Here is a 24655-nt window from a genome sequence, read left to right as displayed (position 1 = left end):
CGCCATGATCCCCGTCTGGTTCACCCTTCTGACGCTGGCCGTCTTCTTCGCCATGGAGGGTGTGGCCTGGTGGACGCATCGCTACATCATGCACGGCCCGCTGGGCTGGGGCTGGCACCGCGATCACCATGAGCCGCACGACAAGGCCTTCGAGGTGAACGATCTTTATGGAGTGGTCGGCGCTCTGGTCGGGACGGGGCTGTTCGTCATCGCCTGGCTGACCGGCCTCTGGTGGGTCCGCGCCATCGCCCTGGGCGTGACCCTGTACGGCGTCGTCTATGCCTTCGTGCACGACGGCCTGGTGCATCAGCGCTGGCCGTTTCACTGGATGCCCAAGAATGGCTACGCCCGCCGCCTGGTCCAGGCGCACAAGCTGCATCATGCGGTCCAGACGCGTGAGGGGGCCGTTTCCTTCGGCTTCGTCTTCGCACCCGACCCGCACCGCCTCAGCGCCATACTGAAGGCCCGTCGCGCCGCGCGTGCGGCCGACCTGCCGGCCGAGTGATCCTGCCCTCCATTCCCAGAGCCCGGCAAACGGCAATCGGGCTTTCGCTGGCCGGACTGATCGTCTGCGGCTGGGTCGCCCTGCACGTCTGGGGCATCTTCTTGCAGCTCCTGACCTGGCCTGCGGTCATCGCCGCGCCGCTGCTGATCCTGACGCAGAGCTGGCTGGGGGCCGGCATGTTCATCGTCGCCCATGACGCCATGCACGGCTCGCTGGCCCCCGGTCGGCCCCGGCTGAACGCCGCCATCGGCCAGGTCTGCGTCGGGGCCTATGCCGCCTTCTCGTTCCGCCGTCTGAACGTCTGCCACCACCAGCATCACCGCAGCCCGGGCAGCACCGACGATCCCGACTTCCACGCCGGGGAACCCATGCGGTTCGGCCCCTGGTTCTATCGCTTCTTCACCCGCTATTTCGGCTGGCGCGAGTTCGGCATCGTGACGGCGGTTCTCATCGCCTATCTGTTCGTGTTTGGAGCCTCGCCCCTGAACGTCGCCCTGTTCTGGGGCCTGCCCGCCATACTCAGCGCCTTGCAGCTCTTCGTCTTCGGCACATGGCTGCCGCATCGGCATGAGGTGTCAGGCGCGGCTTTCGCCGATCACCACAACGCCCGGACAGTGCCCATGCCGTGGCTGGCCTCGCTGCTGACCTGCTTCCACTTCGGCATGCACCACGAGCATCACCTGTCGCCGAACACTCCCTGGTGGCGACTGCCCGAAGCCCGGCGCGAAGCCCTCAGACTCGCGTCCACAGGGCCGGCCGCGGCGGCGGGGCCTTTCCACGATCCAGCACCTGGGTCCAGATCGCGATAAGCGCACCGCGTCCGAACAGCCACAGCTTCATGGCCCGGCCGACCGATACCCGCTGTTTCCAGACGCCCGGCCCGCCGCGCGCCACCTTGCGGCCAATCTCGCGATAGACCCCGCGCGCCGCCGCGATCGCCATCGACGAGCGGAACGGCAGGCCCCGCAGCCCGTCACGCGCGCTGTCGTAATAGGGCTCGGCCGCCTCCAGCAGGCGGCGCGTGACGGCGTGGACCGCGTCCCGGTTGGCCGGATCGGCCACAGCCTCCGGTGTCGGCTCAACCCCTGCCTCGCGCAACCAGTCGGCCGGCAGATAGACCCGGCCGCCTTGCGCGTCCTCGATCACGTCGCGCGAGATGTTGGTCAGCTGGAACGCCAGCCCCAGATCCTGGGCCCGGCGCAGAACCTCGGCATCGGTCACTCCCATGACCCGCGCCATCATCACGCCCACGACCCCCGCGACATGCCAGCAATAGGCCATGACGTCGTCCATGGTGCGATAGTCGTGATGCTCCACATCCATGCGGAAGCCGTCGATCATGTCGATGGCCCAGCGCTCGGGCAGGCGATGGCGCAGGGCCACCCGCTGAAAGGCCGCAAAGGTCGGGTCCGACATCGGCTCGCCCGTCATGGCGCGGCGCGTCATGTCGTACAGCCGCTCCAGCCGCCGCTTCTGCTCATCGACCGTCAGCTCCTCGTGGCCAAAGCCATGGTCCTGACCGTCGATTTCGTCGTCGCAGGCCCGGCACCAGGCATAAAGCAGCCACGCGTCCTCGCGCACCTCCGGCTCGAACAGCCGCGAGGCGGAGCGGAAGCTCTTGGACCCCTTGACGATCGAGGCCTTGGAGGCGGCGAGGACGGCGTCGGTCATGCGATGGCTTTCGCATCCTCCAGCATCAGGCCCGCCGTCGCCTTGGCCGAGCCGACCACGCCGGGGATACCTGCGCCCGGATGAGTGCCGGCCCCGACGACATACAGATTCGGCACCTTGTCATCGCGGTTGTGCGTCCGGAACCAGGCGCTCTGCGTCAGGATCGGCTCCAGCGAGAAGGCCGAACCCAGATGGGCGTGCAGGTCCTCCTTGAAATCGTCGGGCGTATAGATGCGCGTCGTCACCAGATCGCGCCTCAGGTTTGGGATGTAGCGCTCTTCCAGATAGTCGATGATCTTCTCGCGATACTCCGGCCCCTTGACCGACCAGTCGATGTCGGCGGCGCCCAGATGCGGCACGGGCGACAGGACATAGTGGCTGCTCATGCCCTCCGGCGCCATCGACGTATCGGTCGCGCAAGGCGCGTGCAGATACAGGGAAAAGTCCTCCGGCAGTTTCGGCCCGGCGAAGATTTCGCTGATCAGCTCGCGGTAGCGCGCCCCGAAGCAGATGGTGTGATGCGCCAGCTGAGGCTGCGGCGTCTTCAAGCCGAAATGCAGCACGAACAAGGACATCGAAAACCGCTTGGACTTCAGCGACCTGGCCTTGGCCTTGCCGCGCGGCGTATGGCCCAGCATCTTGTCGTAGGTGTGCACGACATCGGCATTGGACGCGACCATGTCGGCAGGAATGACCTCGCCGCCTTCCAGCCGCACGCCGGTGGCGCGGTCGCCCAGCATCTCGATGCGCTCGACCGGCGCATTCAGGCGGAAGTCACCGCCCAGGTCCTGGAAGAACTTCACCAGCCCGGCGATCAGCGCTCCCGTGCCGCCCCGCGCGAACCAGACCCCGCCGCGTCGCTCCAGCGCATGGATAAGGGCATAGACGCTTGACGTCTTGAAGGGATCACCCCCGACCAGCAGCGTGTGGAAGCTGAACGCCTGACGCAGATGCGGGTCCTCGATATAGCGAGCCACCATGGCATGGACGCTGTTCCAGCTTTCCAGCCGCGCCAGCTCCGGTGCCGCCTTGATCATCGACCAGAAGGACTGGAACGGCACCGCGCCCAGCTTGATGTAGCCTTCCTGGTATAGTTCCTCGGAATACTGGTGAAACTTGTTGTAGCCCTCGACATCCTTCGGATTGAACGCCCCGATCTGGCGCTCCATCGCCGCCTGGTCGTCGTTGTAGTCGAACGACGCCCCGTCTTCCCAGCACAGGCGATAGAAGGGATCGACCGGCATCAGGTCGACATAGTCCTTCAGCTCAGACCCCGTCCCCTCGAACAGTTCCTTCAGGCAGTCCGGATCGGTGATGACGGTCGGACCGGCATCAAAGGTGAAGCCCTCTTCCTTCCAGACGTAGGCGCGGCCACCCGGCTTGTCGCGCTTCTCGACCAGGGTCGTCTGGATGCCCGCGCGTTGCAGCCGGATGGCCAGGGCGACGCCGCCGAAACCGGCTCCGATCACAACGGCCCGACGTGCGACTTGGTCTCTCATGGTCGTGATCCCTGCCCCGACTCGCGAAGCTGCTGCAACGCCTTGCCCACGGGGACAGGCGGTTTTCCCGCAAGCAGGCGCAACTTGTCGAGCGTGGTGTTATGCCCTGCGTAGAAGCGCCGCACGAGACTTTCGGGCAGGCCATAGAAGCGCTGGAAAACGCGCCACCGCTGTTCAGGCTCCGCGGCGCGGAACAGCATGCGGTTCAACAGGCGGTAGAAGGCGCGATCCGCCCAGGTCGCCTTGGAGTGCATTTCGGTCAGGCGACGCAGACCCTCGGAACTCAGATCGTCGCTGGCGGCCACCAGACGCGCCAGTCTGACCGCGTCCGGCAGGGAATAGCCGGTGACCGGATGGAACAGACCCGCCCACAGACCCGCTCGCGCCACGGTCATCTCCTCGGCCCAGAAGGCGTCGATGTCACCATCCAGGGCGATGGGCAGAATACCCTGCTCCTCGCCGACCACCGCCTCGACGGTCCAGCCGCGCGAGCGGATATAGGCGTCGATGCGCCCGCTCAGCGCCTCACGGTCCAGCGCCGGCGTATCGGCATAATAGGTGTCCTCGATCATCACCGTCCGCGCGTCGAACGGCAGCAGATAGACGAAGCGATAGGCCCCGTACTGCCGCACGGTCGCATCCATGATGGTCGGCCGGGTCAGGCCATGCGGTTCGGTCAGGCGAACCGTCCGCCCGACGAAATTCTGCCAGCCCAGATCCAGCGACCGGGTCGGCTTGGGCCCCCGCGCATCGATAACGCCCCGTGCCGTCACCCTGCGTTGATCGGCCAGGGTCACGCCCGTAGTCTCGACCACCACGGCCTCGCCGGTGATCAGCCGGTCCCCCAGCAGCGGAGCCAGGGCGTCATGCAGCCGCTCCGATGTCATGCTGTTGTAAGGCGTCTCCAGCGCGCGCGACCGCGCCGGAAAATAGACTTCATGCCCTTCAGACCAGCGATGCGCCACGGCAGGTGCCAGCCAGGCGCGGTCTTCATCCTCCAGATCGCTGTCGAAAAAGGACCAGGTGTGGTTGCCCCCGATCCGGCCTTCCTGCTCGACGATGGCGACGCGCAGGTCCGGCCGATCCAGCGCCAGCCGCCAGGCGATCAGACCTGCCGCCAGCCCGCCGCCGACCAGGATCAGATCATAGTCGTCGCTGGCATCACCCATGCAGTCGCTCTAGCACGTCATGCGGGGCGATAAAGCGTCAGGGCTTCTTCTCGACCGTCAGGGCATAGCTGCCGGTCTGACCCTGGGCGAACGATCCGGCGCGGATTTCATAGGTGCCGTCAGCAGGAGCCTTCCATTCCAGCTTGGCATGGGTGTCCGACAGGCTGTCGTCGTCAGACCCCAGAACCTCGAACTCGCCGTCCTCCTGATCGCGCCCGACGAAGACCACGCTGTCGAACTCGTTGGACACCATGGTCAGGACCAGCTCCTCGTCCTCCTTCAGCGTCACGCGATAGGCGTCGTAGAAGCTGTTGTCGGCGGCGGTGGCATCGGTCTCGGTCAGGGTGCCGCGCGCGGTCGAGCCGACCAGCAGGCTGCCCGGCTTGGGCTGCGGCCCGCGGTCGATCAGCTCCAGCGAATACAGACCCTTACCCTCCGACCCCAGCGGCGAGGCCCGCACGACATAGGTGCCATCCTCCGGGATGGCGAAGTCCAGCCGCGAATCGGTGCCCTCGCTCAGGCCGTCGTCGTCGGACGCCAGCATGGAGAAGTCGCCTTCCGCCTTGCCGATCTGCAGATAGGTGTCGAAGTCGCCCGAGCGCATGATGGCGCGGATGCGCTGGCCCTCGGAGGCGGTGAAGCTGTAGGCCTCGAAGTGGCGACCGTCGCCGTCCTCATTGTCGGTTTCGCCGATCTCGCCCTGGACCGTCGCGCCGAAGGCCAGCGGCTGGGGCGGCCTGTCCGGCTCGACCTCGGCGACCTTCAGGGTGTAGTCGCCCGTCGCGTCGGAGAACCCGCGCGCCTGGATCACATAGGAGCCCGTCCTGGGCAGGGTGAAGTTGATCCGGGCGTTCAGCCCCTCGGGCCCGCCGTCGTCGTCGGTGGCCAGGCTGGTCTCGTCCTCGTCGAACAGTTCCAGATAGCTGTCGAAATCCGAGGCCGTCATATCGATACGGATCCGCTGTCCCTCGCGCCCCTCGAACCGATACCGGTCGGCAGCATAGCCGTCGGCGCTGCGCCCGTCGCTCTCGCTGAGTTCGCCCTCGACCGTGTCGCCGATAGCGATGGCGGTCGCCGCGATGGGGGCCGGCCCCTCGGACAGGCTCAGCGTGTAGTCGCCGGCACCGCTGTCGGACAACGCCGTGGCCCGCACAACGTAGGTGCCGGCCTCCGGGGCCGTGAAGATCAGCCGGGAATTCAGCTCCGCGTCCGGCCCGTCGTCGTTCATGGCCAGTTCGTTAAAGGCCTCGCCCTCCATCCGTCCCACCCGAACCACGGGGTCGAAGGCGTCAGAGACCAGATCGAAGGTGAACCGCTGACCCGCCTCGGCGGTAAAGACATAGGCGTCATAGTGCCCGCCGTCATCCGTTTCCGCATCGTCATCGGCCAGGGTGCCATCCCGCGTCTGGCCCAGCGCGATCGTGCCCGGCTCCGGCACCGGCGCAGCCGGGGGACGCTCCGTCAGCGTCAGGGTGTAGTCGCCCCCCTCCAGCCCGGACAGCGTGCGGGCATGCAGCAGATAGTCGCCATCCTTGGTCGCCGTGAACCGCAGCCGCGAATCTGTGCCGTCGCCCAGACCGTCGTCATCGGCGGCCAGCGCCTCGTCCAGACCGTCCTCATAGACCGCCAGATAGGCGTCAAAATCCTCGGCCCGCAGCGTGAACTCCAGCCGCTGACCCACGGTCGCCCGGAAGCGATAGAGGTCGTAGCGATAGTCGTCCTCGACCCCCACGGCATCGTCGGCGGTCAGGGCACCCCGCACTTCAGTGCCGACCTCCAGCGTCGCGACCGGCGGCGCGTCCGTCGATTGCGCCAGGGCGGGCACCGCGCTGAACAGCGCAATCGCGCTGACGGCGGCGAGAATGGTCTGACGGCGCATGCAAATCCCTCGTGAAGTCGCGCCGATCATAGACGCCGAACCGGCCTGTCTGTAAATCGCTGGCACCGCACGATTCCTGACTCCGGAGCCGAAACCATGACGGCCGAACCCGCTCGCGCCTCCCTGATCGACGGCAAGGCGTTCGCCGCCGGCCTGGTGGAGCGCGTCGCCGCCGCCTCGGCCCGGCTGGAGGCTGCCCACGCCATCAAGCCCGGCCTGGCCGTGGTCATCGTGGGCGAAGACCCCGCCAGCCAGATCTACGTCCGCAACAAGGGCGAGACGACCCTTCGCGCCGGCATGCGCTCCGAAACGCACCGCATGGGCGAGACCACCGGTCAGCACGACCTGCTGGCCCTGATCGCCACCCTGAATGCCGACCCCGGCATCCACGGCATTCTGGTCCAGCTGCCCCTGCCCGCCCATATCGACAGCGCCGCCGTCCTGGGGGCCATCGACCCCGACAAGGACGTGGACGGCTTTCATGTGGTCAATGCCGGACGCCTCGCGGTCGGCCTGCCCGGCCTGGTGCCCTGCACGCCGCTGGGGTGCCTGATGGTGCTGAAGGCGGAACTGGGCGATCTGTCGGGGCTGAACGCCGTCATCGTCGGGCGCTCCAACATCGTAGGCAAGCCGATGGCACAACTGCTGCTGGGTGAAAGCTGCACCGTCACCATCGCCCATTCGCGCACCCGCGACCTGCCCGCCCTGTGCCGCACAGCCGACATCCTGGTCGCCGCAGTGGGTCGTCCGGAGATGATCCGGGGCGACTGGATCCGGCCCGGAGCCACCATCATCGATGTCGGCATCAACCGCGTCCCCTCGCGCGATCCGGACAAGGCGGCCCAGGGCAAGACCCGCGTCGTCGGCGACGTCGCCTTCGAAGAAGCGGCTGAGATCGCGGGGCGGATCACGCCCGTGCCCGGCGGCGTCGGCCCCATGACCATCGCCTGCCTTCTGGCCAATACCTATACCGCTGCCTGCCGGAGTGCCGGAATAGCCCCTGACGATCTGAGCGCTTGATCGCCATGGCGTGAGTGTCGATAGTCGGCGCATCGTTTGCCGGGAGACATCGATGATCCGCCCTCATCCTCGCCTGATGGCCCTGGCCGCCGTCGTCGCCCTGACCCCCGCCGCGGCCGGTTGCGGCATCAATGCGATTCCGACGAAGGAAGAGAATGCCAAGCGCGCCTGGGCCGACGTCCAGTCCGCCTATCAGCGCCGCGCCGACCTGGTCCCCAACCTGGTCGCCACCGTTCAGGGCGCAGCCATTCAGGAACGCACCACCCTGACCCAGGTGATCGAGGCCCGCGCCCGCGCCACCGGCGTGACGGTCAGCCCCGATACCTTCAGCGACCCCGCCGCCTTCCAGCAGTTCCAAGCCGCCCAGGGTCAGCTGTCACAGGCCCTGTCGCGTCTGCTTCTGGTGGTCGAGGCCTATCCGCAGCTGCAGTCCAATCAGAACTTCCTGGTCCTGCAAAGCCAGGTGGAGGGCACCGAGAACCGCATCAACGTCGCGCGCGGCGACTACAATGCCGCCGTCCAGGACTACAACACTACCTTGCGCACCTTCCCGACCGTAATCTGGGCCAAGACGGTGCATGGCGGCTCTCAGCCCATGCAGCCATTCACGGCGACAGAGGCGGCTCAGACCGCGCCCACAGTCAACTTCGACGCCCTGAACCCCGCCAGCGCCGCACCGCCGGGCGGCTCTGCCCCCGCCACCACGCCCGGTTCAGCCCCACCCGCCCAGTGATCTCCAGCTCCGTGTTCAAGGCCCCAACTTCGTTACGATGGTGCCGTCTGCTGGCCGTCGCTGGCCTGCTGTGCCTGGCGGGCCTGACGCCTGCTCTGGCGCAGACGCCGCTGACCTTCCCGCCTCTGGAGGGCCGCGTCGTCGATGGCGCGCGCCTGTTGTCGCCGGCCAAGGAGCAGGAAATCACGGCGAAGCTGGAGGCCCTGGAGCGCGAAACCACCGATCAGGTCGTCGTCGTCACCATCGAAAGCCTTCAGGGCCATGAGATCGAGGATTATGGCTATCAACTGGGCCGCGCCTGGGGCATCGGCCGTCAGGACAAGGACAACGGCGCCCTGTTGCTGATCGCGCCGGACGAGAAGAAGGTCCGGATCGAGGTCGGCTACGGCCTCGAGCCTGTCCTGACCGACGCCATGTCGGCTTTGATCATTCAGAACACCATTCTGCCCGCTTTTCGTCAGGGAAATTTCGAGCGAGGCATCACTCAGGGCGTGGATGCTATCGACGAACAGCTCCGCCTTGACCCGACCGAGGCTCGCGCATTGGCCGAAGCCGCCGAACGCCCCAGGGCCAAAGCGCCGATAGCCATCGCCGTCATCGTCGCCCTGGTCTTCGCCTTTCTGGTTCTGGCAATGATCGGCGGCGTAAACCGGGGCCGTAGACGACGAGGCGGTGACGGCCTGGCCCCCATTCTGATCTGGGCGGCGTCCGAGGCCATGCGTTCACGTGGACGCGGGGGCGGTGGCGGATTCGGCAGCGGCGGCTTTGGTGGTGGCGGCGGCTTCAGTGGCGGTGGAGGCAGCTTCGGCGGTGGCGGAGCATCCGGCGGATGGTGATCAAACTGGCTCCCGACACATATCAGCGCATCGCCATGGCTATTGCCGAGGCCGAGACCCGAACGTCTGGTGAAATCTTCTGCGTCATGGCGCGCGAAGTCTCTTCATACCGCGACGTCTCTCTGGGGTGGGCCGCGGCCGCGGCACTGATTCTGCCTTTGGCGCTCATTCCGCTCGGCATGGATCCCAGCTGGATCCCGGGATTGGCAGATGCCTGGCAAGCCGCCCATCTGGCCTTCGCCGACGTCGCCATTGCCCAGACCCTTTCAGCCTATGCGCTGATCCAGGCTGCGACCTTGGTGGTGGTCTATCTGTTGACGTCCATTCCCACCTTGCGTCGTCGGGTCACACCGCGCAGCGTGCGGCAGGCACGCGTTCGCCGTGCGGCCCTTCAACAGTTCCTTGCCCACGGCCTGCATGTGACTGAAGCTCGTACAGGTGTCCTGCTGTTTGCCTGCGCTGCCGACCATCAGGTCGAGGTCATCGCTGATGAGGGCATCCACAGCCGTGTCGATCCCGATGTCTGGGCCAAGGCCGTGCAAGCCCTGTCTCGCGGCCTGAAGGCCAATGATCCGGTCGATGGATTCGAGACCGCGATCGGCCTGTGCGGCGATGTGCTGGCTCAACACTTCCCGCCCAAGGTCTTCAATCGCAATGAAGTCGAGGACAAGCTGATCGTGATCTGATCACGCAACGCACCGTCGCTTTCACGTCGCAATCGGTGGCCATACGACGGCTGCCGTCTGCTCGCTCATCCGGACCCCCATGCCCCGTCTGCTGACCTACAATGTGCATCGCTGCGTCGGGACGGATCGGCGGCTGGATGTCGGCCGCATCGCCGCAGTGATCGCGGAACAGGAACCGGACATCGTCTGTCTGCAGGAACTGGACGTCGGCCGCGCGCGCACAGGCCATGTCGATCAGGCCGAGGCCATCGCGCGCGACCTGACCATGACCTTCCACTTCAACGCGGCCATGCGGATCGAGGCGGAAGAGTACGGCGATGCTATTCTGACCCTGCGGCCAGAACGGCTGGTCAAATCAGGTGCACTTCCGACCATTCGCGGCGTGCCCGGCCTGGAGCCGCGCGGAGCCGTTTGGGTCGAGATCGACTTCGACGGTGTGCCCCTGAATGTCATCAACACCCATCTGGGACTGGTTCCGCGAGAGCAGAGGCTTCAGGCTGCAGCTTTAATCGGTTCTGGCTGGTTGGCACATCCGGAACGGGTCGGGCCGACCATCCTGACAGGCGATTTCAACGCCACCTCCATCACACGGCCCTACCGCACCTTCACCAGCGGCCTTGCCGACGCACAGCGCCTGTTGGGACTCAAGCCGTCGGTGAAGACCTTCCCCTCGACCTTCCCGACCATCCGCATCGACCACGCCTTCGTCACGCCGGACATCGTACCCACACGAATCTGGGCTCCACGATCGCCCTTGGCACGCGCCGCTTCGGATCACCTGCCGCTGGTGATGGATTTCGAGATCAGGCCGACTGAAGCGGCAGCCGGCGCCGCGACCGAACCCGGCGACGCCACGGCCTGAAGGCATCTGCGGTCGAGGTAGGATCGCCGAGCTGGAACTCGGCAATCAACCGTTCGATGTTCGACGGAGCTGTTGCGCCCAGCACCTTCATCCGTCCGGTGTCGAAGCGCAAAACGGCTTCCCCCACCGACTGGCTCAGGGCTTCGGCGGCGGCAAAGGCATCGGTGTCTACACCGATCCAGTGGCCCAGCGTCCGGTGCCGGAACCTGGCGATGGCAGCACGTCCCTCCTCTGTGCCCGGTTCCGTCGCGATGTCGCATTCTGTATCGAACCCCAAGGAGCGATTGTTCAGATTGGTCGAGCCGATCCTCAGGATGTCGTCGTCATAGATCGACACCTTGGCATGGACGATGATCCGCTCGTCTCCTTTGGTCCAGGGCGTGAAGGCAAAGAAGCGGTTGTGCTGGTCGGCCTGCTCCAGCCGGTACAGCACCTCGGAACGTGCAGTATCCATTGTCATCCGGTCGAACCAGCTGGGGCTTGTACCTGTCGAGACCAGCACGATCTCCGGACCGTCCCACTCCTCAAGCCGCTCGGCCAGGGCGGCCGCGATCACGGGCGAGGTGAAATACTGGTTCTCAAGATAGATCAGCCGTCTGGCCTTCCTGATCAGATCCAGATGCAGAGCCTCATTCTCCCGCACCTCGACCTTGGAATGCCAGCGTGGCTCGGTCCGGGCGATGGCCACGGGCGTATCGCGCAAGTCGGGTTCTACCCCGTCCGGCCACGGATCGCTGGTCACCGTGTCCGGTACGGTCCTTTCCCACGTTGATTTGAACCACCGGTGCCGCGCCAGGTCGCCCAGAGCCTTGGCCGCCGGCCCGTCCATCACCGCCATGACCTCGTGCCGGGGCGAGCAGATCACGCCCGACGGCTGACACCGGCGCGGATCGCCGTCCAGATGCTCCGATGTGTCCCACCGGTCGGTGGCGATATCTCCACCCCCGACGAAGGCCACAGCGTCATCGATTATCACCACCTTCTGATGGTGACAGGCTCCCGGAATGCCGGGATCAAGCCGGAACTCCACCATTCGCTTGCGAAACCAGCGTTGCGACTTGTGTGGATAGAACCCCTGGGACGCCGCAATCAGCAAGGGTGATTTCCAGATCAGCATCCGCACGTCCAGGTCTGGCCTGGACCGCACCAGTCTGCGTAGCTGGTGACCGATCTGGGCCTGATGGTCGTGGCGGTGGCTTTCCGGGTCCAGTCGCGTGCGCGGATCAAACTGCCACCCCAGGATGACGATCGACTTCTGAGCCTTCGCGATCGATGACCGCAAGGCTTCGAAATAGGCGTCGTTCTCCATCAGCACGGCGAACCGGTGGGCTGTGTCGACCCTCCAGCAATTCCGTCCCGGATCGAAACCTGGTGCGCGCGTGTCCGTCATGCCGTGACCCTAGCCGATTTCCATGACGGCTGGTCCAGCAAGTATGCTTAAGCTGACACCCTTTCGACACGGATTGTCCAAACGCCAGTTTGCGAGCATAATGCACATCGTCATTTTGACAGGGGACGTCGCCGATGCAGGCGCTGATCGAGTTGATCGCGGGGTTTGTCGCCATGCTGGTGGCCGTCGCCCTGTCGCAATTCGGCCTGAACGTCGACATGCCGACCAAGACTGATCGTGAGATACATCGGGTCCGGGACTGCGGTGACCTGCAGAGCGCGGCTGTCATCGACGTCTCGCGTGATCGTCAGCAAAGCTGCTGATTCGCCCCCGTCTTTCGACCTGAATCGCCTTTTCCCCTGTCGATTGAACCGCTAGGGTTTTCCTCGTCCTCCCGGCGTCGCGCCTCGATGCCCCCTCGTGACGAGTTCGACGCATCATGAAGTCCCGCCAACGGCCCCCGCTGAACCTGTCATCACCGGATCCGGTCGAGGATCACAGCGACCCACGGCCTGCAGTCGAGGCTGAAGCCGAACTTTCGGAAGACGACCGTCCAATGTCAGAGCGCCGTCGCCGTCGTCTGGCCGAAGAACAGACCCGTCAGGCCCAGGCACGGGCTCAGGCCATGGCAGAGGCGGAACGCGCCGCGTCGGTTGATGCCGTCATACCGGTAGCGTCCGCCCCGATCCAGACATCAGGTGAGGGCTCCTTGGCCCCCTTCGAGACCCCACCCCCACCGACGACGATCCGATCGCGCAAGACCGCCACACCGTCCGAGGGTCGGCCCTATCTGATCGCCGGGCTGGCGTCTGCGGCCTGGGTCGCGGGAGTCGCAGCCTGGCTGACCTTCGAGGTCAGCGCGGGGACCGCCGAGTTGGAGCCGCTGCGTCTCGCCGTCTATGCCCTGATCGCCCTGGCCCCTGTAGGCCTGGCCATCATGCTGGCCCATGCGGTGCGTCAGGGGGCCGGACTGGCCGCCGAGACCCGCCGTGCCCGCGAACTGGCCGAAGCCCTGGTCGCTCCTACGGCCTTGGCAGCCCAGCAGACAGGCACTGTGCTTCAGTCGCTGCGCAACGACATCGACCTGGCCTCGGTCGCCGCCGAACGTGCGCGACACGACATGACCCTGTTGCGCGAGGCTCTGGTTCAGGAAACCACCCGCCTGACCGACGCGGCCGACGTCGCGGGCCGTACCGCCCGCCGTCTGGTTGAGCAGTTGGGGGCTGAACGCACCGAAATGCATGCTCTCGGCACCCGGCTCGACGCCCAGGCTACCGGTGTGGCCGAGGCCGTCGAGCGCCAGTCCCGGATGGTCATCGACGCTTCAGATCTGGCTCAGACGCAGCTGCGGGAGGCCGAGGCTGCGCTTGCCGCGCGTGCCGCCGATCTGGCCGCAGCGGCCGGTGAAGCCCAGGACGCGGCCCGTGTGGCCGCCGATGACCTGGCCCGCCAGACCCTGCGTCTGGAGAACGCCGGGGCCGGTGTGGCCGAACAGATCCAGTCCGTCGAAGAAGGACTGGGCCAGCAGCGCGCCGCACTGGTCACCGCTGCACTGGGGCTTCGCACCGATCAGGAAGACTTCTCGGCCCAGGTCGAGAGCCAGCGCGCCCAGTTGACCGAACAATTGTCGGCGACACGCTCGGTCACGCAGGATCTTGGCGACACCACCCAGCGCACGACGGAATCGATCAAGGACCTGGTGGAGGCCGCGACCGACCAGTTCCGTGCCCTGGTCGACATGTCCCAGCGCGAAGCCGATGGTTTCGACGCCGCCACGAAACTGGCACTCGACAAGTTCGAAGCCTTGGCGGCCGAGGCCCGCGACGCCTTGGTCGAGGAGACACGCCGCGCCTTGGCCGCACTTCAGGCTACCGCGGAGGGTTCGCGTCAGGCTGCGACCGAGGCTGCCGACCTGGCCCAGGTCCGCGTTGATCGCTTGGGCGAGGCCCTGTTCGAGGCCGCGCAGAAGGCCGATCACGCCGCCGACACTCGAATTGACGGGGCCCGCAAGATCGTCGCCGAGACCGCCGGCATGGTCGATGAGGCGGGCGAACGCGCCTTGATGCGTCTGGAATCGACGGTCGAGCGCATGAATGATGCCTTGGCTCGCATCGACAACACCATCGGCGAACTGGACGACCGCGCCGCACGCCTGCCCGAAGAAGCTCAAGCTCGCGTCGAAGCCGTCCGCGCCTCGGTCGAACAAGGCTTGGCCGCTCTGTCCGCCGCCTCCCAGAAGGCGGCATCTGATACCGAGGCCCTCGATCTCGGCTTTCAGGAGCGCGTGCGCCGCAACTATGACATGCTGACGGAGGCTGTCCGGCTCATGGGCGTCGTGTCCGGTGAACCTGCTGGGAGTCGCCGCCGTGACGCGACGGCTACACCGGCCACGGCTGTTCCAGAGGCCCCGGCCAAGCCGGAACCCGCCTTGCGTCCAGCCCTGCCCCACAAGGACGAGGCGCGCGGCTTCGGACTTCGCAGTCGTCTGAAGCTGGAGCCCGCTCCGGCCCCGATTTCCCCTCCCGCCAACCCCTCTGACTGGGCGGATCCGGACGGTTCCGCTGCCGACGAAGAGCCGCTCGATCTCGACACACCGGTCATGCCCGGTGTCGAGGCCGAGGCCCTGGGCGAGCGTATCACCGCCGCCATTCGACGCATGGGCGTGGACCCGAATGCCCTGCTGCCACGCTCCCGTGTCGAGGAGGCCGCCCAGGCCATCACCATCGGAGACCCCGATCGTGCTCGCCAGATCGTGCGAAGGGTCGCCCCTGCCGCTGTGCGCAGCGTGTCCCGTCGCGTGTTGACCGACACTGACATGCGCGCGGACGCCGAAGCCTATGTTCGATCCTTCTCGCGGGGTCTTACCGAACGGGCGGCGGCGCGTGATGGAGCCGCTGTGCTGGGCCAGCTAACGTCGGACGGCGGACGAGCCTACATGCTTCTGGATGCCGCCATCGGCGATCTGGGCTAAGCCATTGAACGATTGTGTATTGACGGAACCGGCCTGTTTCCCACACGGTCCCGGCTTCTGTCACAGTAGCGTCATGCACAGGCGGGGGCCATGCTCGACACCCGATCTCTAGAAGCGTCGGACACACGCCCGGCTATCGCCATCTGCGCCTATGAAATTGGCGAAACCGGCTGGGACCCGGTCGAAGATCTGTCAGGCGAGGCCTGGAACCCGACCGGTGCCCGGACCTTGGCCATCGACCCGGCTGAACCCACTGCCTTGGCAGTCACGCTGTCCGAAGCCCTGACCCTTCCTGCCTGCCGAGGACTTTTGCTGGTAGGCAGGACCCGTGAGGGTGCTGGTTTCAGGCTCCAGATCAGAACCGAAAACCGGTCCCTGGACGGCACACATCGCGGCAACAGCGACGGACCAGGTGTAGCCCGCGCCACGGCACCGGTGGCCGAAATGATCCGCGAGCTGAACGAGGCCGGCCTGAAAGCTGGCGTCAGCTCTGAGACTGAGGACGACGTCGGCAGCTACCTTCTGTATCGCGTTCTCGCCGCCCTGCCCGAGGGCATGGATACGCCCGCCATCGGCCTGTTGCGCGCGCCGGTAGACGAACCCGACGATCGCGTACAGCGTGCCGTCAAGGCTGCGGCCCAGGCCATGGCCCGGCATCTGGCACCCCTGCCCCGGCCCCGCGCCGCCTGAGGCCGGTCCGCAGCATCAAAGCCGCACAAAGCCCCAGGGCCGACAAAACCGCCATCGCCCAATAGCCCCCGGCCCCGAACCGGTCATACAGCGGCCCCGATACCATGGTGGCCAGCCCGATCAGTATTCCGGCCGACAATACCGAGCTCAGTGTCTGTGCCGCTGTGTGTCCGTCAGGTGGTGACAGGCGCTCCACCAACTGTAACCCGGCCAGGAAGGTCGCGGCGAACGTCAGGGCGTGCAAAGCCTGCACGGGCCATAGTGCCCAAAGTGGCGGAGCCATCGCCATTAATGACCAGCGCAGAATCGAGGCGATACAGCCGATCACCAGCAAGCTCCACGGCCCGATTCCGGCCCGCCTGCGCCACGGCTCGACGACCCACATCAGTGCGATCTCCACCACCACGCCGAACCCCCACAGCTGGCCCGTGACCGCGGCACTAATACCCTGCGTCTGCCACAGGATGGCGGAGAAGCCGTACTGGAAAGCGTGCGCCGCCTGAACCGCCCCGACTGCGAAGATGGCGAGCATGAAGACCGGATCGGCCAAAAGCCGACCCAGCCCCCTGAACCGCTCGCGACCGCGAACCGTCGCGCCATCCGTGACACGCTCGCTCGGCAGGACGACCGCGGCCACGAGCACAATGCCCAGGGCCGCGACCACACTGGCGACGATCACCGCGTCCACCGGCGTGCGCAGAAGCAGCGCCCCCATCCCCAGATTGGCCAGGACGAAGGCGGCCGAACCGGCTCCTCTAGGCAATGAGAAGGTAAACCCGTGTCGTGCCGCCAACCGCAGGGTCAGGACGTCACTCAGCGGGATCAACGCCGCCGCCGCCGTCGCGCCCACGAACCAGCCGATGGCCCAGCCCGCAAAGCCGCCCGCCACCCCCGCCCCGGCATAGCCTGCTGCCATCACGGCCCCCAGGATCGCGATCGGTGCCCGCCGCGTCTGGAACCCGTCGGCCCAGACGGCCAGCGCAGGCCCCGTCACCAGCCGCCCCAGCATGGGGGCCGCCAGCAGCACCCCGATCTCGGCCCCGCTCAGCCCCTGGGCGCTGAACCACAGTCCCGCAAACGGCAGGGTCACGCCGTTGGCCGCGAAAAGCAGAACATATTGCAGGGCCATGCGGGCGGCGGGTGACATAAGTCGGGGTCTAGCAGACCCGCCTGATTCCATGCTCTACCTAGTGTTCCATGATACTGTCACGCTTGCTCGCCCCCTTCGCCTGCCTGAACGGCGCCATGGCCGTCGCCCTGGGAGCCTTCGCCGCACACGGTGCCGGTCCTGCGGTCAAGACCCTGCTGACGACCGGGGCCCAGTATCAGATGGTCCATGCCCTGCTGGCTCTCGTCTGCGTCCTCTGGCCGTCGCGTGACCGCCTGATTCTGATTGCTGGAGGAATGGCCGCCGCAGGTGGCCTGATCTTCTCGCTGGCCCTGTCCGCCATCGCCCTGCTCAGCCTGAAGGCGATGGGGGCCGTCGCCCCGATCGGCGGCCTGCTGATGATCCTGGCCTGGCTTATGCTGGCCGTCTGCGCCCTGCGCGCTTCCTCAAAACCCGCCTGACCGGGCGAATACGAAAGACCGTTTACAGTATGGCTTTTCCCGCGCCCGCAACCCGCCGCGACCTCTATCCCGAGATCGAGGCCTATCAGACCGGCTTCATGGCGACCGACAGCGTCCATGAAATCTACTGGGAACAGAGCGGCAATCCGGACGGCATCCCGGTCATCGTGCTGCACGGCGGGCCCGGCGGCGCGGTCAATCCGGGCATGCGTCGCTATTTCGACCCCGCGAAATACCGCATCGTCATGCTGGACCAGCGCGGCTGTGGTCGCAGCCGTCCCAATGCCTCGCTGGAAGACAACACGACCTGGACCCTGATCGCCGATATCGAACGCCTGCGTGAGCAGCTGGGCATCGACAAATGGGTGGTCTTCGGCGGCAGCTGGGGCTCCACCCTGTCGCTGGCCTATGCCATCACCCATCCGGACCGCGCCCTGTCGCTGGTGCTGCGCGGCATCTTCCTGCTGACCAGGCCCGAACTGCACTGGTTCTATCAGGACGGAGCCTCCCACATCTTCCCCGACGCCTGGGAGCGGTTCCTGGAGCCCATCCCCGAAGATGAGCGCCACGACCTGATGGGGGCCTATTACAAACGCCTCACCGGAGACGACGCGGCAGAACGCGACCGCTGCGCCATCGCCTGGTCCAGCTGGGAGGGCGAAACCGTCAGCGTCCAGGGTCCGGACGCGCGCCCCGACCGATTCGCCGAGGCCGATTTCGCGGTCGCCTTCGCCCGTATCGAATGCTGGTACTTCATGAACGGCGGCTTCTTCCCCGAGGAGAACTGGCTGCTGAACAACGTCCACCGCATTCGCCACCTGCCCTGCTGGATCGCGCAAGGGCGCTTTGACGTCGTCACCCCCATGACCAGCGCCTGGGCCCTGCACCGTGCCTGGCCGGAGAGCAAACTGGACGTCGTCCCCGACGCCGGCCACGCCTCCAGCGAACCGGGCATCATCGACAGCCTGGTCCGCGGTACAGATTGGGCGGCAGGGCTTTAAAGCCCCAGCTTCGCCTTCAGGATGTCGTTGACGGCCGCCGGGTTGGCCTTCCCACCCGTCGCCTTCATGACCTGACCGACGAACCAGCCGAGCGCCTGAGGCTTCTCGGCGACGGCGGCAGCCTTGTCGGGATTGGCGGCAATGATGTCGTCGATGGCCTTTTCGATCGCGCCGGTGTCGGTGACCTGTTTGAGGCCGTGCTTTTCGACGACCTCGGACGGCGAGCCCTCGCCATTCCAGACGTGGTCGAAGACCTCCTTGGCGATCTTCGACGAGATGACGTTGGTCTCGATCAGTTCGACCAGCTGGGCGACGTGGGCGGCGGGCAGCGGGTTCTCGCTGAAGTCGCGGCCGTCGGCGGCCAGGCGGGCGGAAACCTCATTGGTCACCCAATTGGACACCAGCTTGGCGTCGCGACCCTTGGCGGCCGCTTCGAAATAGTCGGCCTTGGCCTGTTCGGAGATCAGCACCACGGCGTCGTATTGCGACAGGCCATAGTCGGCCATCAGGCGACGGCGCTTGGCGTCCGGCAGTTCGGGCAGGTCGGCCTTGATACCGTCGATCCAGGCCTGCTCCAGCTCCAGCGGCAGCAGGTCGGGGTCGGGGAAGTAGCGATAGTCCATCGCCTCTTCCTTGGACCGCATCGAACGGGTTTCGCCGGCTGTGGGATCGTACAGGCGCGTCTCCTGATCGATCTTGCCGCCGTCCTCCAGGATCTCGATCTGGCGACGGGCCTCGTAGTTGATGGCCTGCGAAATGAAGCGGAACGAGTTGACGTTCTTGATCTCGCAGCGCGTGCCCAGATGACTGAAGTCGCCGGTTTCCTTGAACTTGGCGTACTGGCCCTCGCGGCAGACGGACACGTTCACGTCGGCGCGCAGATTGCCCTTCTCCATGTCGCCGTCGCAGGTGCCGAGGTAGATCAGGATGGTGCGGATCTTCTTGACGTAGGCGACCGCCTCTTCCGGCGAGCGGATGTCGGGGCGGGAGACGATCTCCATCAGGGCCGTCCCGGCGCGGTTCAGGTCGACGTAGGATTCAGTCGGCGACAAGTCGTGGATCAGCTTGCCCGCGTCCTGCTCCAGATGCAGGCGCTCGATGCCGACATTGAAGAAGGAACCGTCCTCGGCCTCCACCTCGACGACGCCTTCGCCGACGATGGGGAAGTAAAGCTGGCTGATCTGATAGCCGGTCGGCAGGTCGGGGTAGAAATAGTTCTTGCGGTCGAACTGGCTGCGCTTGTTGATCTGCGCATTGAGGCCCAGGCCGGTGCGGACGGCCTGCTCGACGCAGTGGCCGTTCAGCGTCGGTAGCATGCCGGGGAAACCCGCATCGACCAGCGACACCTGCTCGTTCGGCCCCGCGCCAAAGCCGACGGCGGCACCAGAGAACAGCTTGGCCTTCGACGCCACCTGGGCGTGGATCTCCAGCCCCATGACGATTTCCCAGGCACCCGTGCGGCCCTGGATGAGTTTGTCAGTCACGCTCACCACCACTTCTCTGGCTTGGCCACAAAGCCCGCCGCATCTTCCAGCGCACTCGCCACCTGGAACACCGTCGCCTCGTCCAAGGCCTTACCAATGACCTGAAGACCCAGCGGCAGGCCGCCGCTGTCCAGGCCCGCAGGCACGGAAATGCCCGGCAGGCCCGCCAGGTTGGCGGTCACGGTGAAGATGTCGTTCAGATACATCTGCAGCGGATCGATCTGCTTGTCGCCCAGCGCAAAGGCCGCCGACGGCGTCGATGGGGTGACGATGGCGTCGACCTTGTCCCAGACGTTGTCGAAGTCCTCGGCTATGCGGCGGCGGACCTTCAAGGCGCGAACGTAATAGGCGTCATAGAATCCGGCCGACAGTACATAGGCCCCGATGGTCAGGCGGCGCTGGACCTCCTTGCCGAAGCCCTCGGCGCGGCTGGTTTCGTACAGGTCCGTCAGGCTGGTCGTGCCTTCGGCGCGGTGGCCGAAACGCATGCCGTCATAGCGGGCCAGGTTGGACGAGGCCTCGGCCGGGGCGATGATATAATAGGCCGGCAGGGCATATTTGGTGTGCGGCAGGCTGATCGGCACGATCTCGCAGCCCGCGGCCTTCAGCCAGGCAATCCCCTGATCCCACAACGCCTGGATCTCGGCGGGCATGCCGTCGACGACATATTCGGCGGGCACGCCGATGCGCAGGCCCTTGACCGACTTGCCCAGAGACTGGGTCCAGTCGGGCGTTTCAATGTCGAGACTCGTCGCGTCCTTGGCGTCAAACGAGCACATGGAGCGCAGCAGGATGGCGGCGTCCTCGACCGTCTTCGTGATCGGCCCGGCCTGGTCCAGCGAACTGGCGAAGGCCACCATGCCGAAGCGGCTGGCGCGGCCGTAGGTGGGCTTGATCCCGACGGTGCCGGTGAAGGCAGCGGGCTGGCGGATCGAGCCGCCGGTGTCCGACGCCGTGGCGGCCAGGCACAGGTCGCCCGCGACCGCCGAGGCCGAACCGCCGGACGAGCCGCCCGGTGTCAGTTCGGCATTGGAGGTCTTTGACTTCCACGGGTTCTTCACCGGACCGAAGGCCGAGGTTTCGTTGGACGAGCCCATGGCGAACTCGTCCATGTTCAGCTTGCCCAGCATGACCGCGCCGTCGGCCCACAGGTTGGACGTGACGGTCGATTCATACGGCGGCACGAAGCCGCGCAGCATGTTGGATCCGGCCGTCGTCTGGACGCCCTGGGTGCAGAACAGGTCCTTGATGCCCAGCGGCGCGCCTTCCAGCGCCCCGCCCTCGCCCTTGGCCAGGCGAGCATCGGAGGCCCGCGCCATCTCCAGCGCCTTGTCCGTGGTCTGGACCACGAAAGCGTTCAGCGTCGGATTGGCGGCGTCGATGTTGGCGACTAAGGCGCGGGTGATTTCCTCGGAGGAGAAGTCGCGGGCCTTGAGGCCGTCGAGGGCAGCCTTGAGGGTCAGTTTGGTCAGGTCGGACATACTATTCGACCACCTTGGGCACGACGAAGAAGCCGTCGGCGTACCGCGGCGCATTGGACAGGACAGCCTCGACCTTGCCGCCATCGGTGACGACGTCGTCGCGCAGGCGCATGGGCTGGGCCACATTGGAGGTCATGGGCTCGACGCCGTCGATATCGACCTCGTCCAGCTGTTCGATCCAGGCCAGGATGCCGTTCAGCTCCTTGGCCAGCGGCTCCAGCCGGTCTTCGGGGGTCTTGATGCGGGCGAGGTGGGCGACCTTGCGCACCGTCGCGGCGTCGATGGCCATGCGGCCCTCCAGAAACAGTTCCAAGCGGGCGGGATTAGCGGCCCCGACTGGATTTCACAAGGATTCAGACGCCGCAACGGCTTTGACAGCGGGGCCGTGTGCGCCTACCGCCGCGCGGTGAGTGAAATGACCCTTCAAGCCCTGTCCGAATCGACGCCTCCGGGAACCGCCTGGCTGGGGCTGGATCTGGGCGAAAAGACCATCGGCGTGGCGGTGTCCGACACCAGCCGCATGATCGCCAGCCCGCTGTCGCTGATCCGCAAGGTCAAGTTCACCCAGGATGCCGAGGCCCTGTTCAAGATCATGAACGGACGCAGCGTGTCGGGACTGGTCATCGGCCTGCCGCTGAACATGGACGGCACCGAAGGGCCACGCGCCCAGTCGTGCCGGGCCTTTGCGCGCAATCTGCAGCGGTTGCGACCCGTGCCCTACGCCTTCCAGGACGAGCGGCTGTCGACCAGTGCGGTGGAGCGGTTCCTGATCGAGGACCTGGACCTGAACCGCAAGCGCCGGGCCAATGTGGTAGACCGCACGGCCGCCGCCTGGATATTGCAGGGGGCGCTGGACCGGCTGCGCGCTTCCCCTCCCGCCTGACTGGCCCTATAGCCGGGCCTCGATGAGACAGCCCGACGCCCTCACCGATCTGATTCGCGAACGGCTGATGCCGTTTCCGAAGGCCCATTTCCTCGCCGCCGGCGACCTGAATGCCGCGACCGCCCCTGCACTGCTGGATCTGGCCGACGCCTTCGTCGATCTGAACCGGTCGAACGCCAAGGGCCTGGACCTGATGCGCGGGCGTACGGTGGTGAACCTGTTCTTCGAAAACTCGACCCGGACCAGCGCCTCGTTCGAGATCGCGGCCAAGCGGCTGGGGGCGGACGTGACGGCGCTGTCGCCCAAGACATCCTCCGTGGCCAAGGGCGAGACCCTGATCGATACAGCGGCGACGCTGAACGCCATGAAGCCGGACGTGCTGGTTATCCGCCATTCGGCCTCCGGTGCGGCTGACCTGTTGAGCCAGAAGGTCGGCTGTGCGGTCGTCAACGCCGGCGACGGGCGGCACGAACACCCGACCCAGGCCCTGCTGGACCTGCTGAGCCTGCGCCGGGCGTTCGGCGATGTCGGCGGTCTGACGGTCGCCATATGCGGCGACATCGCCCATAGCCGGGTGGCGAGGTCGAACGTGGCCCTGCTGTCCATGATGGGGGCGCGAGTGCGGCTGATCGGGCCGCCGACGTTGGTGCCGGGCGATGCCGACCGCTGGGGCTGCGAGGTGTTTCACGACATGAAGGACGGCCTGCAAGGCTGCGACGTCGTGATGATGCTGCGTCTTCAGCTGGAGCGGATGGAGGGCGCGCTGGTGCCCTCGACCCGCGAGTATTTCCGCTTCTGGGGCCTGGACCGCGAGAAGCTGGCCTGGGCCAAGCCGGGGGCGAAGGTCATGCATCCGGGGCCGATGAACCGGGGCGTGGAGATCGATTCCGACGTCGCCGACGACCTGTCGGTGTCCCTGATCCAGGATCAGGTCGAGATGGGCGTGGCGGCTCGCATGGCGGTGCTCGCGGCCTTGTCGGTGCGGCTGGATGGAGCGGCAACATGACCGCCGTATCATCCACGACACTTGCGATCTTGAACGCCCGCCTGATCGATCCGGCCTCAGACTATGACGGGCCCGGTGCGGTGCTGGTCGAGAACGGACGGATCGTCGAGGTGATCCGGGGCACTCATGCGGTCGCTCCCGCTGGCATCCGGGTCATCGATGCCGACGGCCGCTGCCTGGCACCCGGCCTGATCGACATCCGGGTCAAGACGGGCGAGCCGGGCGCCGAACCGAAGGAGACGCTGAAATCAGCGGCCCAGTCGGCCGCGGCCGGCGGCGTCACCACCATCGTCATCCAGCCCGATACCGACCCGGCCATCGACGACCCGGCCATGATCGACTTCATCCAGCGTCGCGGGGCCGCCTTGGGGCTGGTGAACGTGCGGGCAGCGGGTGCTGCCACGCGGACCTGCGACGGCCAGCGCATGGCCGAGATCGGTCTGATGGACGAAGCCGGCGCGCTGTATTTCACCGACGTCGACCGCGTGATCTCCAACACCCGCACACTGCAGCGGGTCATGAGCTACGCCGCCACCTTCAATGCCCTGATCTCCTGCCGCCCGGCCGATCCCTGGCTGTCGGAGGGTGCCGTGGCGACCAGTGGCGAACTGGCCACGCGGCTGGGCCTTTCGTCGGTGCCCGCCATCGCCGAACGCATCCAGCTGGAGCGCGACCTGGCCCTGGTCGAACAGACCGGCGCACGTTTCCTGATTGACCAGATTTCGACCGAGGGCGCGCTGGAGACCCTGGCCCGCGCGCGCGCCAAGGGGCTGGAGATCGCCGCCTCGGTGTCGGTCAACCACCTCTGCTTCAACGAGATCGACATCGGCGACTACCGTACCTTCTACCGGCTGGACCCGCCGTTGCGCAGTGAGACCGACCGCCAAGCCCTGATCGAGGCCGTGCGCGAAGGCCTGATCGACGTCATCACATCCGCCCACGCCCCTGCCCCCGCCGAGGACAAGCGCCGTCCGTTCAGCGAGGCGACGCCGGGGGCCATCGGCCTGGAAACCCTGGTGCCCGCCGCCCTGACCCTGCATCACGAGGCCGGGCTGGACCTGCTGGACGTGCTGCGTCCGTTGACGACCGGCCCCGCCAGTCTGCTCGGTCTTGATGCAGGACGCTTGGCCGAGGGCGCGCCCGCCGACCTCATCCTGTTCGACGCCAACGCCCCCGTCGTGATCGACGCGGCCACGCTGAAATCCAAATCCAAGAACTCGCCGTTCGACGGCCGCCGCCTGCAAGGCAAGGTCTTGCTCACCGTCGTCGGTGGCCGCATCGTCCACGGCGACGTCTGACAGGAGCGAATCAGTTGCCCGA

General features: G+C 66.4%; 24 protein-coding genes. 15 read left to right on the top strand and 9 right to left on the bottom strand.

What is annotated here, in order from left to right; genetic code table 11:
- The first annotated feature begins 4 nt into the window (after positions 1 to 4).
- Complete coding sequence (locus WC585_RS09090) at positions 5 to 505, top strand: sterol desaturase family protein (protein ID WP_373257508.1); 501 nt, start codon at positions 5 to 7, stop codon at positions 503 to 505.
- Positions 502 to 1314, top strand: coding sequence for a fatty acid desaturase (locus tag WC585_RS09085; RefSeq protein ID WP_373257507.1), 813 nt, complete (start codon positions 502 to 504; stop codon positions 1312 to 1314). Before WC585_RS09090 ends, WC585_RS09085 begins: the two co-directional genes overlap by 4 nt.
- Here WC585_RS09085 and WC585_RS09080 read toward each other — a convergent pair.
- The 4 genes from WC585_RS09080 to WC585_RS09065 are packed head-to-tail and all read right to left on the bottom strand — an operon-like array spanning position 1238 to position 6723.
- Positions 1238 to 2176: a phytoene/squalene synthase family protein gene (locus WC585_RS09080; RefSeq protein ID WP_373257505.1), complete on the bottom strand. Its 939-nt coding sequence runs from the start codon at positions 2174 to 2176 to the stop codon at positions 1238 to 1240. The two genes, WC585_RS09085 and WC585_RS09080, sit on opposite strands and share 77 nt — an antisense overlap.
- Positions 2173 to 3675: a phytoene desaturase gene (locus WC585_RS09075; protein WP_373257504.1), complete on the bottom strand. Its 1503-nt coding sequence runs from the start codon at positions 3673 to 3675 to the stop codon at positions 2173 to 2175. The genes WC585_RS09080 and WC585_RS09075 overlap by 4 nt, the downstream gene beginning before the upstream one ends.
- On the bottom strand, positions 3672 to 4844 hold the full coding sequence (gene crtY / locus WC585_RS09070) for a lycopene beta-cyclase CrtY (protein WP_373257503.1): 1173 nt from the start codon (positions 4842 to 4844) through the stop codon (positions 3672 to 3674). The genes WC585_RS09075 and crtY overlap by 4 nt, the downstream gene beginning before the upstream one ends.
- A 37-nt stretch (positions 4845 to 4881) precedes the next feature.
- A complete protein-coding gene (locus tag WC585_RS09065; RefSeq protein ID WP_373257502.1) occupies positions 4882 to 6723 on the bottom strand; it encodes a PPC domain-containing protein in 1842 nt (613 codons plus the stop codon).
- 96 nt (positions 6724 to 6819) lie between these two features.
- Between WC585_RS09065 and WC585_RS09060 the strand changes: the two genes are divergently transcribed.
- The 5 genes from WC585_RS09060 to WC585_RS09040 all read left to right on the top strand — a co-directional run bounded on the left by WC585_RS09060 (position 6820) and on the right by WC585_RS09040 (position 10860).
- Positions 6820 to 7743, top strand: coding sequence for a bifunctional methylenetetrahydrofolate dehydrogenase/methenyltetrahydrofolate cyclohydrolase (locus WC585_RS09060; protein ID WP_373257501.1), 924 nt, complete (start codon positions 6820 to 6822; stop codon positions 7741 to 7743).
- Positions 7744 to 7795: 52 nt separating this feature from the next.
- Positions 7796 to 8476: a LemA family protein gene (locus WC585_RS09055; protein WP_373257500.1), complete on the top strand. Its 681-nt coding sequence runs from the start codon at positions 7796 to 7798 to the stop codon at positions 8474 to 8476.
- 11 nt (positions 8477 to 8487) lie between these two features.
- Positions 8488 to 9312 (top strand): YgcG family protein, encoded by an 825-nt coding sequence (locus WC585_RS09050; RefSeq protein ID WP_373257499.1) that lies wholly within the window; start codon positions 8488 to 8490, stop codon positions 9310 to 9312.
- Positions 9306 to 9998, top strand: a complete 693-nt coding sequence (locus WC585_RS09045; RefSeq protein ID WP_373257498.1) for a TPM domain-containing protein — start codon at positions 9306 to 9308, stop codon at positions 9996 to 9998. Before WC585_RS09050 ends, WC585_RS09045 begins: the two co-directional genes overlap by 7 nt.
- A gap of 79 nt (positions 9999 to 10077) precedes the next feature.
- Complete coding sequence (locus WC585_RS09040) at positions 10078 to 10860, top strand: endonuclease/exonuclease/phosphatase family protein (protein ID WP_373257497.1); 783 nt, start codon at positions 10078 to 10080, stop codon at positions 10858 to 10860.
- Here WC585_RS09040 and WC585_RS09035 read toward each other — a convergent pair.
- Positions 10802 to 12250 carry a phospholipase D-like domain-containing protein gene (locus tag WC585_RS09035; protein WP_373257496.1) on the bottom strand — a complete coding sequence of 483 codons (1449 nt, stop codon included), beginning with the start codon at positions 12248 to 12250 and terminating at the stop codon, positions 10802 to 10804. The genes WC585_RS09040 and WC585_RS09035 overlap by 59 nt on opposite strands.
- 134 nt (positions 12251 to 12384) lie before the next feature.
- On the opposite strand from WC585_RS09035, the gene WC585_RS09030 reads away from it, so the two are divergent.
- From WC585_RS09030 to WC585_RS09020, 3 genes are all read left to right on the top strand, one after another.
- Positions 12385 to 12573 (top strand): hypothetical protein, encoded by a 189-nt coding sequence (locus WC585_RS09030; RefSeq protein WP_373257495.1) that lies wholly within the window; start codon positions 12385 to 12387, stop codon positions 12571 to 12573.
- A 116-nt stretch (positions 12574 to 12689) separates the two neighbouring features.
- Positions 12690 to 15221: a tipN gene (locus tag WC585_RS09025; RefSeq protein WP_373257494.1), complete on the top strand. Its 2532-nt coding sequence runs from the start codon at positions 12690 to 12692 to the stop codon at positions 15219 to 15221.
- Positions 15222 to 15311: 90 nt separating this feature from the next.
- On the top strand, positions 15312 to 15911 hold the full coding sequence (locus WC585_RS09020) for a hypothetical protein (RefSeq protein ID WP_373257493.1): 600 nt from the start codon (positions 15312 to 15314) through the stop codon (positions 15909 to 15911).
- On the opposite strand, the gene WC585_RS09015 is transcribed toward WC585_RS09020, so the two are convergent.
- Complete coding sequence (locus WC585_RS09015; RefSeq protein ID WP_373257492.1) at positions 15847 to 17058, bottom strand: MFS transporter; 1212 nt, start codon at positions 17056 to 17058, stop codon at positions 15847 to 15849. The two genes, WC585_RS09020 and WC585_RS09015, sit on opposite strands and share 65 nt — an antisense overlap.
- A gap of 50 nt (positions 17059 to 17108) precedes the next feature.
- Between WC585_RS09015 and WC585_RS09010 the strand changes: the two genes are divergently transcribed.
- Positions 17109 to 17480 (top strand): DUF423 domain-containing protein, encoded by a 372-nt coding sequence (locus tag WC585_RS09010; RefSeq protein WP_373257491.1) that lies wholly within the window; start codon positions 17109 to 17111, stop codon positions 17478 to 17480.
- Positions 17481 to 17509: 29 nt separating this feature from the next.
- Complete coding sequence (gene pip / locus WC585_RS09005) at positions 17510 to 18481, top strand: prolyl aminopeptidase (protein ID WP_373257490.1); 972 nt, start codon at positions 17510 to 17512, stop codon at positions 18479 to 18481.
- On the opposite strand, the gene gatB is transcribed toward pip, so the two are convergent.
- From gatB to gatC, 3 genes are read right to left on the bottom strand one after another with little or no spacing between them, the layout of a single operon-like run.
- Complete coding sequence (gene gatB, locus WC585_RS09000) at positions 18478 to 19971, bottom strand: Asp-tRNA(Asn)/Glu-tRNA(Gln) amidotransferase subunit GatB (protein WP_373257489.1); 1494 nt, start codon at positions 19969 to 19971, stop codon at positions 18478 to 18480. The genes pip and gatB overlap by 4 nt on opposite strands.
- The gene (gatA, locus tag WC585_RS08995; RefSeq protein WP_373257488.1) at positions 19968 to 21446 is read right to left on the bottom strand and encodes an Asp-tRNA(Asn)/Glu-tRNA(Gln) amidotransferase subunit GatA; all 1479 of its coding nucleotides are present in this window, start codon (positions 21444 to 21446) and stop codon (positions 19968 to 19970) included. The genes gatB and gatA overlap by 4 nt, the downstream gene beginning before the upstream one ends.
- Position 21447: 1 nt before the next feature.
- Complete coding sequence (gene gatC, locus WC585_RS08990) at positions 21448 to 21735, bottom strand: Asp-tRNA(Asn)/Glu-tRNA(Gln) amidotransferase subunit GatC (RefSeq protein WP_373257486.1); 288 nt, start codon at positions 21733 to 21735, stop codon at positions 21448 to 21450.
- Between the two features lie 126 nt (positions 21736 to 21861).
- Here gatC and ruvX point away from each other — a divergent pair, with 126 nt between their 5' ends.
- From ruvX to pyrC, 3 genes are read left to right on the top strand one after another with little or no spacing between them, the layout of a single operon-like run.
- Positions 21862 to 22329 carry a Holliday junction resolvase RuvX gene (gene ruvX / locus WC585_RS08985; RefSeq protein WP_373257484.1) on the top strand — a complete coding sequence of 156 codons (468 nt, stop codon included), beginning with the start codon at positions 21862 to 21864 and terminating at the stop codon, positions 22327 to 22329.
- Positions 22330 to 22351: 22 nt separating this feature from the next.
- Entirely contained in the window at positions 22352 to 23335 is a 984-nt protein-coding gene (locus tag WC585_RS08980) for an aspartate carbamoyltransferase catalytic subunit (protein ID WP_373257483.1), read from the top strand.
- Complete coding sequence (gene pyrC / locus WC585_RS08975) at positions 23332 to 24633, top strand: dihydroorotase (RefSeq protein WP_373257481.1); 1302 nt, start codon at positions 23332 to 23334, stop codon at positions 24631 to 24633. The genes WC585_RS08980 and pyrC overlap by 4 nt, the downstream gene beginning before the upstream one ends.
- The last annotated feature ends 22 nt before the right edge of the window (positions 24634 to 24655 follow it).

The organism is Brevundimonas sp., from assembly GCF_041648055.1.
In the GTDB taxonomy this organism is placed as follows: Bacteria; Pseudomonadota; Alphaproteobacteria; order Caulobacterales; family Caulobacteraceae; genus Brevundimonas.
The sequence above is the reverse complement of the archived record's forward strand: the minus strand, read 5'-3'. Positions and strand labels throughout refer to the sequence as shown.

Coding starts and splice junctions, on each gene's coding strand:
- WC585_RS09035 (WP_373257496.1), bottom strand. CDS start 12,250: ATGACGGACACGCGCGCACCAGGTTTCGATCCGGGACGGAATTGCTGG.
- crtY (WP_373257503.1), bottom strand. CDS start 4,844: ATGGGTGATGCCAGCGACGACTATGATCTGATCCTGGTCGGCGGCGGG.
- WC585_RS09060 (WP_373257501.1), top strand. CDS start 6,820: ATGACGGCCGAACCCGCTCGCGCCTCCCTGATCGACGGCAAGGCGTTC.
- WC585_RS09065 (WP_373257502.1), bottom strand. CDS start 6,723: ATGCGCCGTCAGACCATTCTCGCCGCCGTCAGCGCGATTGCGCTGTTC.
- WC585_RS09055 (WP_373257500.1), top strand. CDS start 7,796: ATGATCCGCCCTCATCCTCGCCTGATGGCCCTGGCCGCCGTCGTCGCC.
- WC585_RS09015 (WP_373257492.1), bottom strand. CDS start 17,058: ATGTCACCCGCCGCCCGCATGGCCCTGCAATATGTTCTGCTTTTCGCG.
- WC585_RS09020 (WP_373257493.1), top strand. CDS start 15,312: ATGCTCGACACCCGATCTCTAGAAGCGTCGGACACACGCCCGGCTATC.
- ruvX (WP_373257484.1), top strand. CDS start 21,862: ATGACCCTTCAAGCCCTGTCCGAATCGACGCCTCCGGGAACCGCCTGG.
- WC585_RS09080 (WP_373257505.1), bottom strand. CDS start 2,176: ATGACCGACGCCGTCCTCGCCGCCTCCAAGGCCTCGATCGTCAAGGGG.
- WC585_RS09075 (WP_373257504.1), bottom strand. CDS start 3,675: ATGAGAGACCAAGTCGCACGTCGGGCCGTTGTGATCGGAGCCGGTTTC.
- WC585_RS08980 (WP_373257483.1), top strand. CDS start 22,352: ATGAGACAGCCCGACGCCCTCACCGATCTGATTCGCGAACGGCTGATG.
- WC585_RS09010 (WP_373257491.1), top strand. CDS start 17,109: ATGATACTGTCACGCTTGCTCGCCCCCTTCGCCTGCCTGAACGGCGCC.
- WC585_RS09030 (WP_373257495.1), top strand. CDS start 12,385: ATGCAGGCGCTGATCGAGTTGATCGCGGGGTTTGTCGCCATGCTGGTG.
- WC585_RS09045 (WP_373257498.1), top strand. CDS start 9,306: ATGGTGATCAAACTGGCTCCCGACACATATCAGCGCATCGCCATGGCT.
- pip (WP_373257490.1), top strand. CDS start 17,510: ATGGCTTTTCCCGCGCCCGCAACCCGCCGCGACCTCTATCCCGAGATC.
- pyrC (WP_373257481.1), top strand. CDS start 23,332: ATGACCGCCGTATCATCCACGACACTTGCGATCTTGAACGCCCGCCTG.
- WC585_RS09025 (WP_373257494.1), top strand. CDS start 12,690: ATGAAGTCCCGCCAACGGCCCCCGCTGAACCTGTCATCACCGGATCCG.
- gatC (WP_373257486.1), bottom strand. CDS start 21,735: ATGGCCATCGACGCCGCGACGGTGCGCAAGGTCGCCCACCTCGCCCGC.
- WC585_RS09090 (WP_373257508.1), top strand. CDS start 5: ATGATCCCCGTCTGGTTCACCCTTCTGACGCTGGCCGTCTTCTTCGCC.
- gatA (WP_373257488.1), bottom strand. CDS start 21,446: ATGTCCGACCTGACCAAACTGACCCTCAAGGCTGCCCTCGACGGCCTC.
- WC585_RS09040 (WP_373257497.1), top strand. CDS start 10,078: ATGCCCCGTCTGCTGACCTACAATGTGCATCGCTGCGTCGGGACGGAT.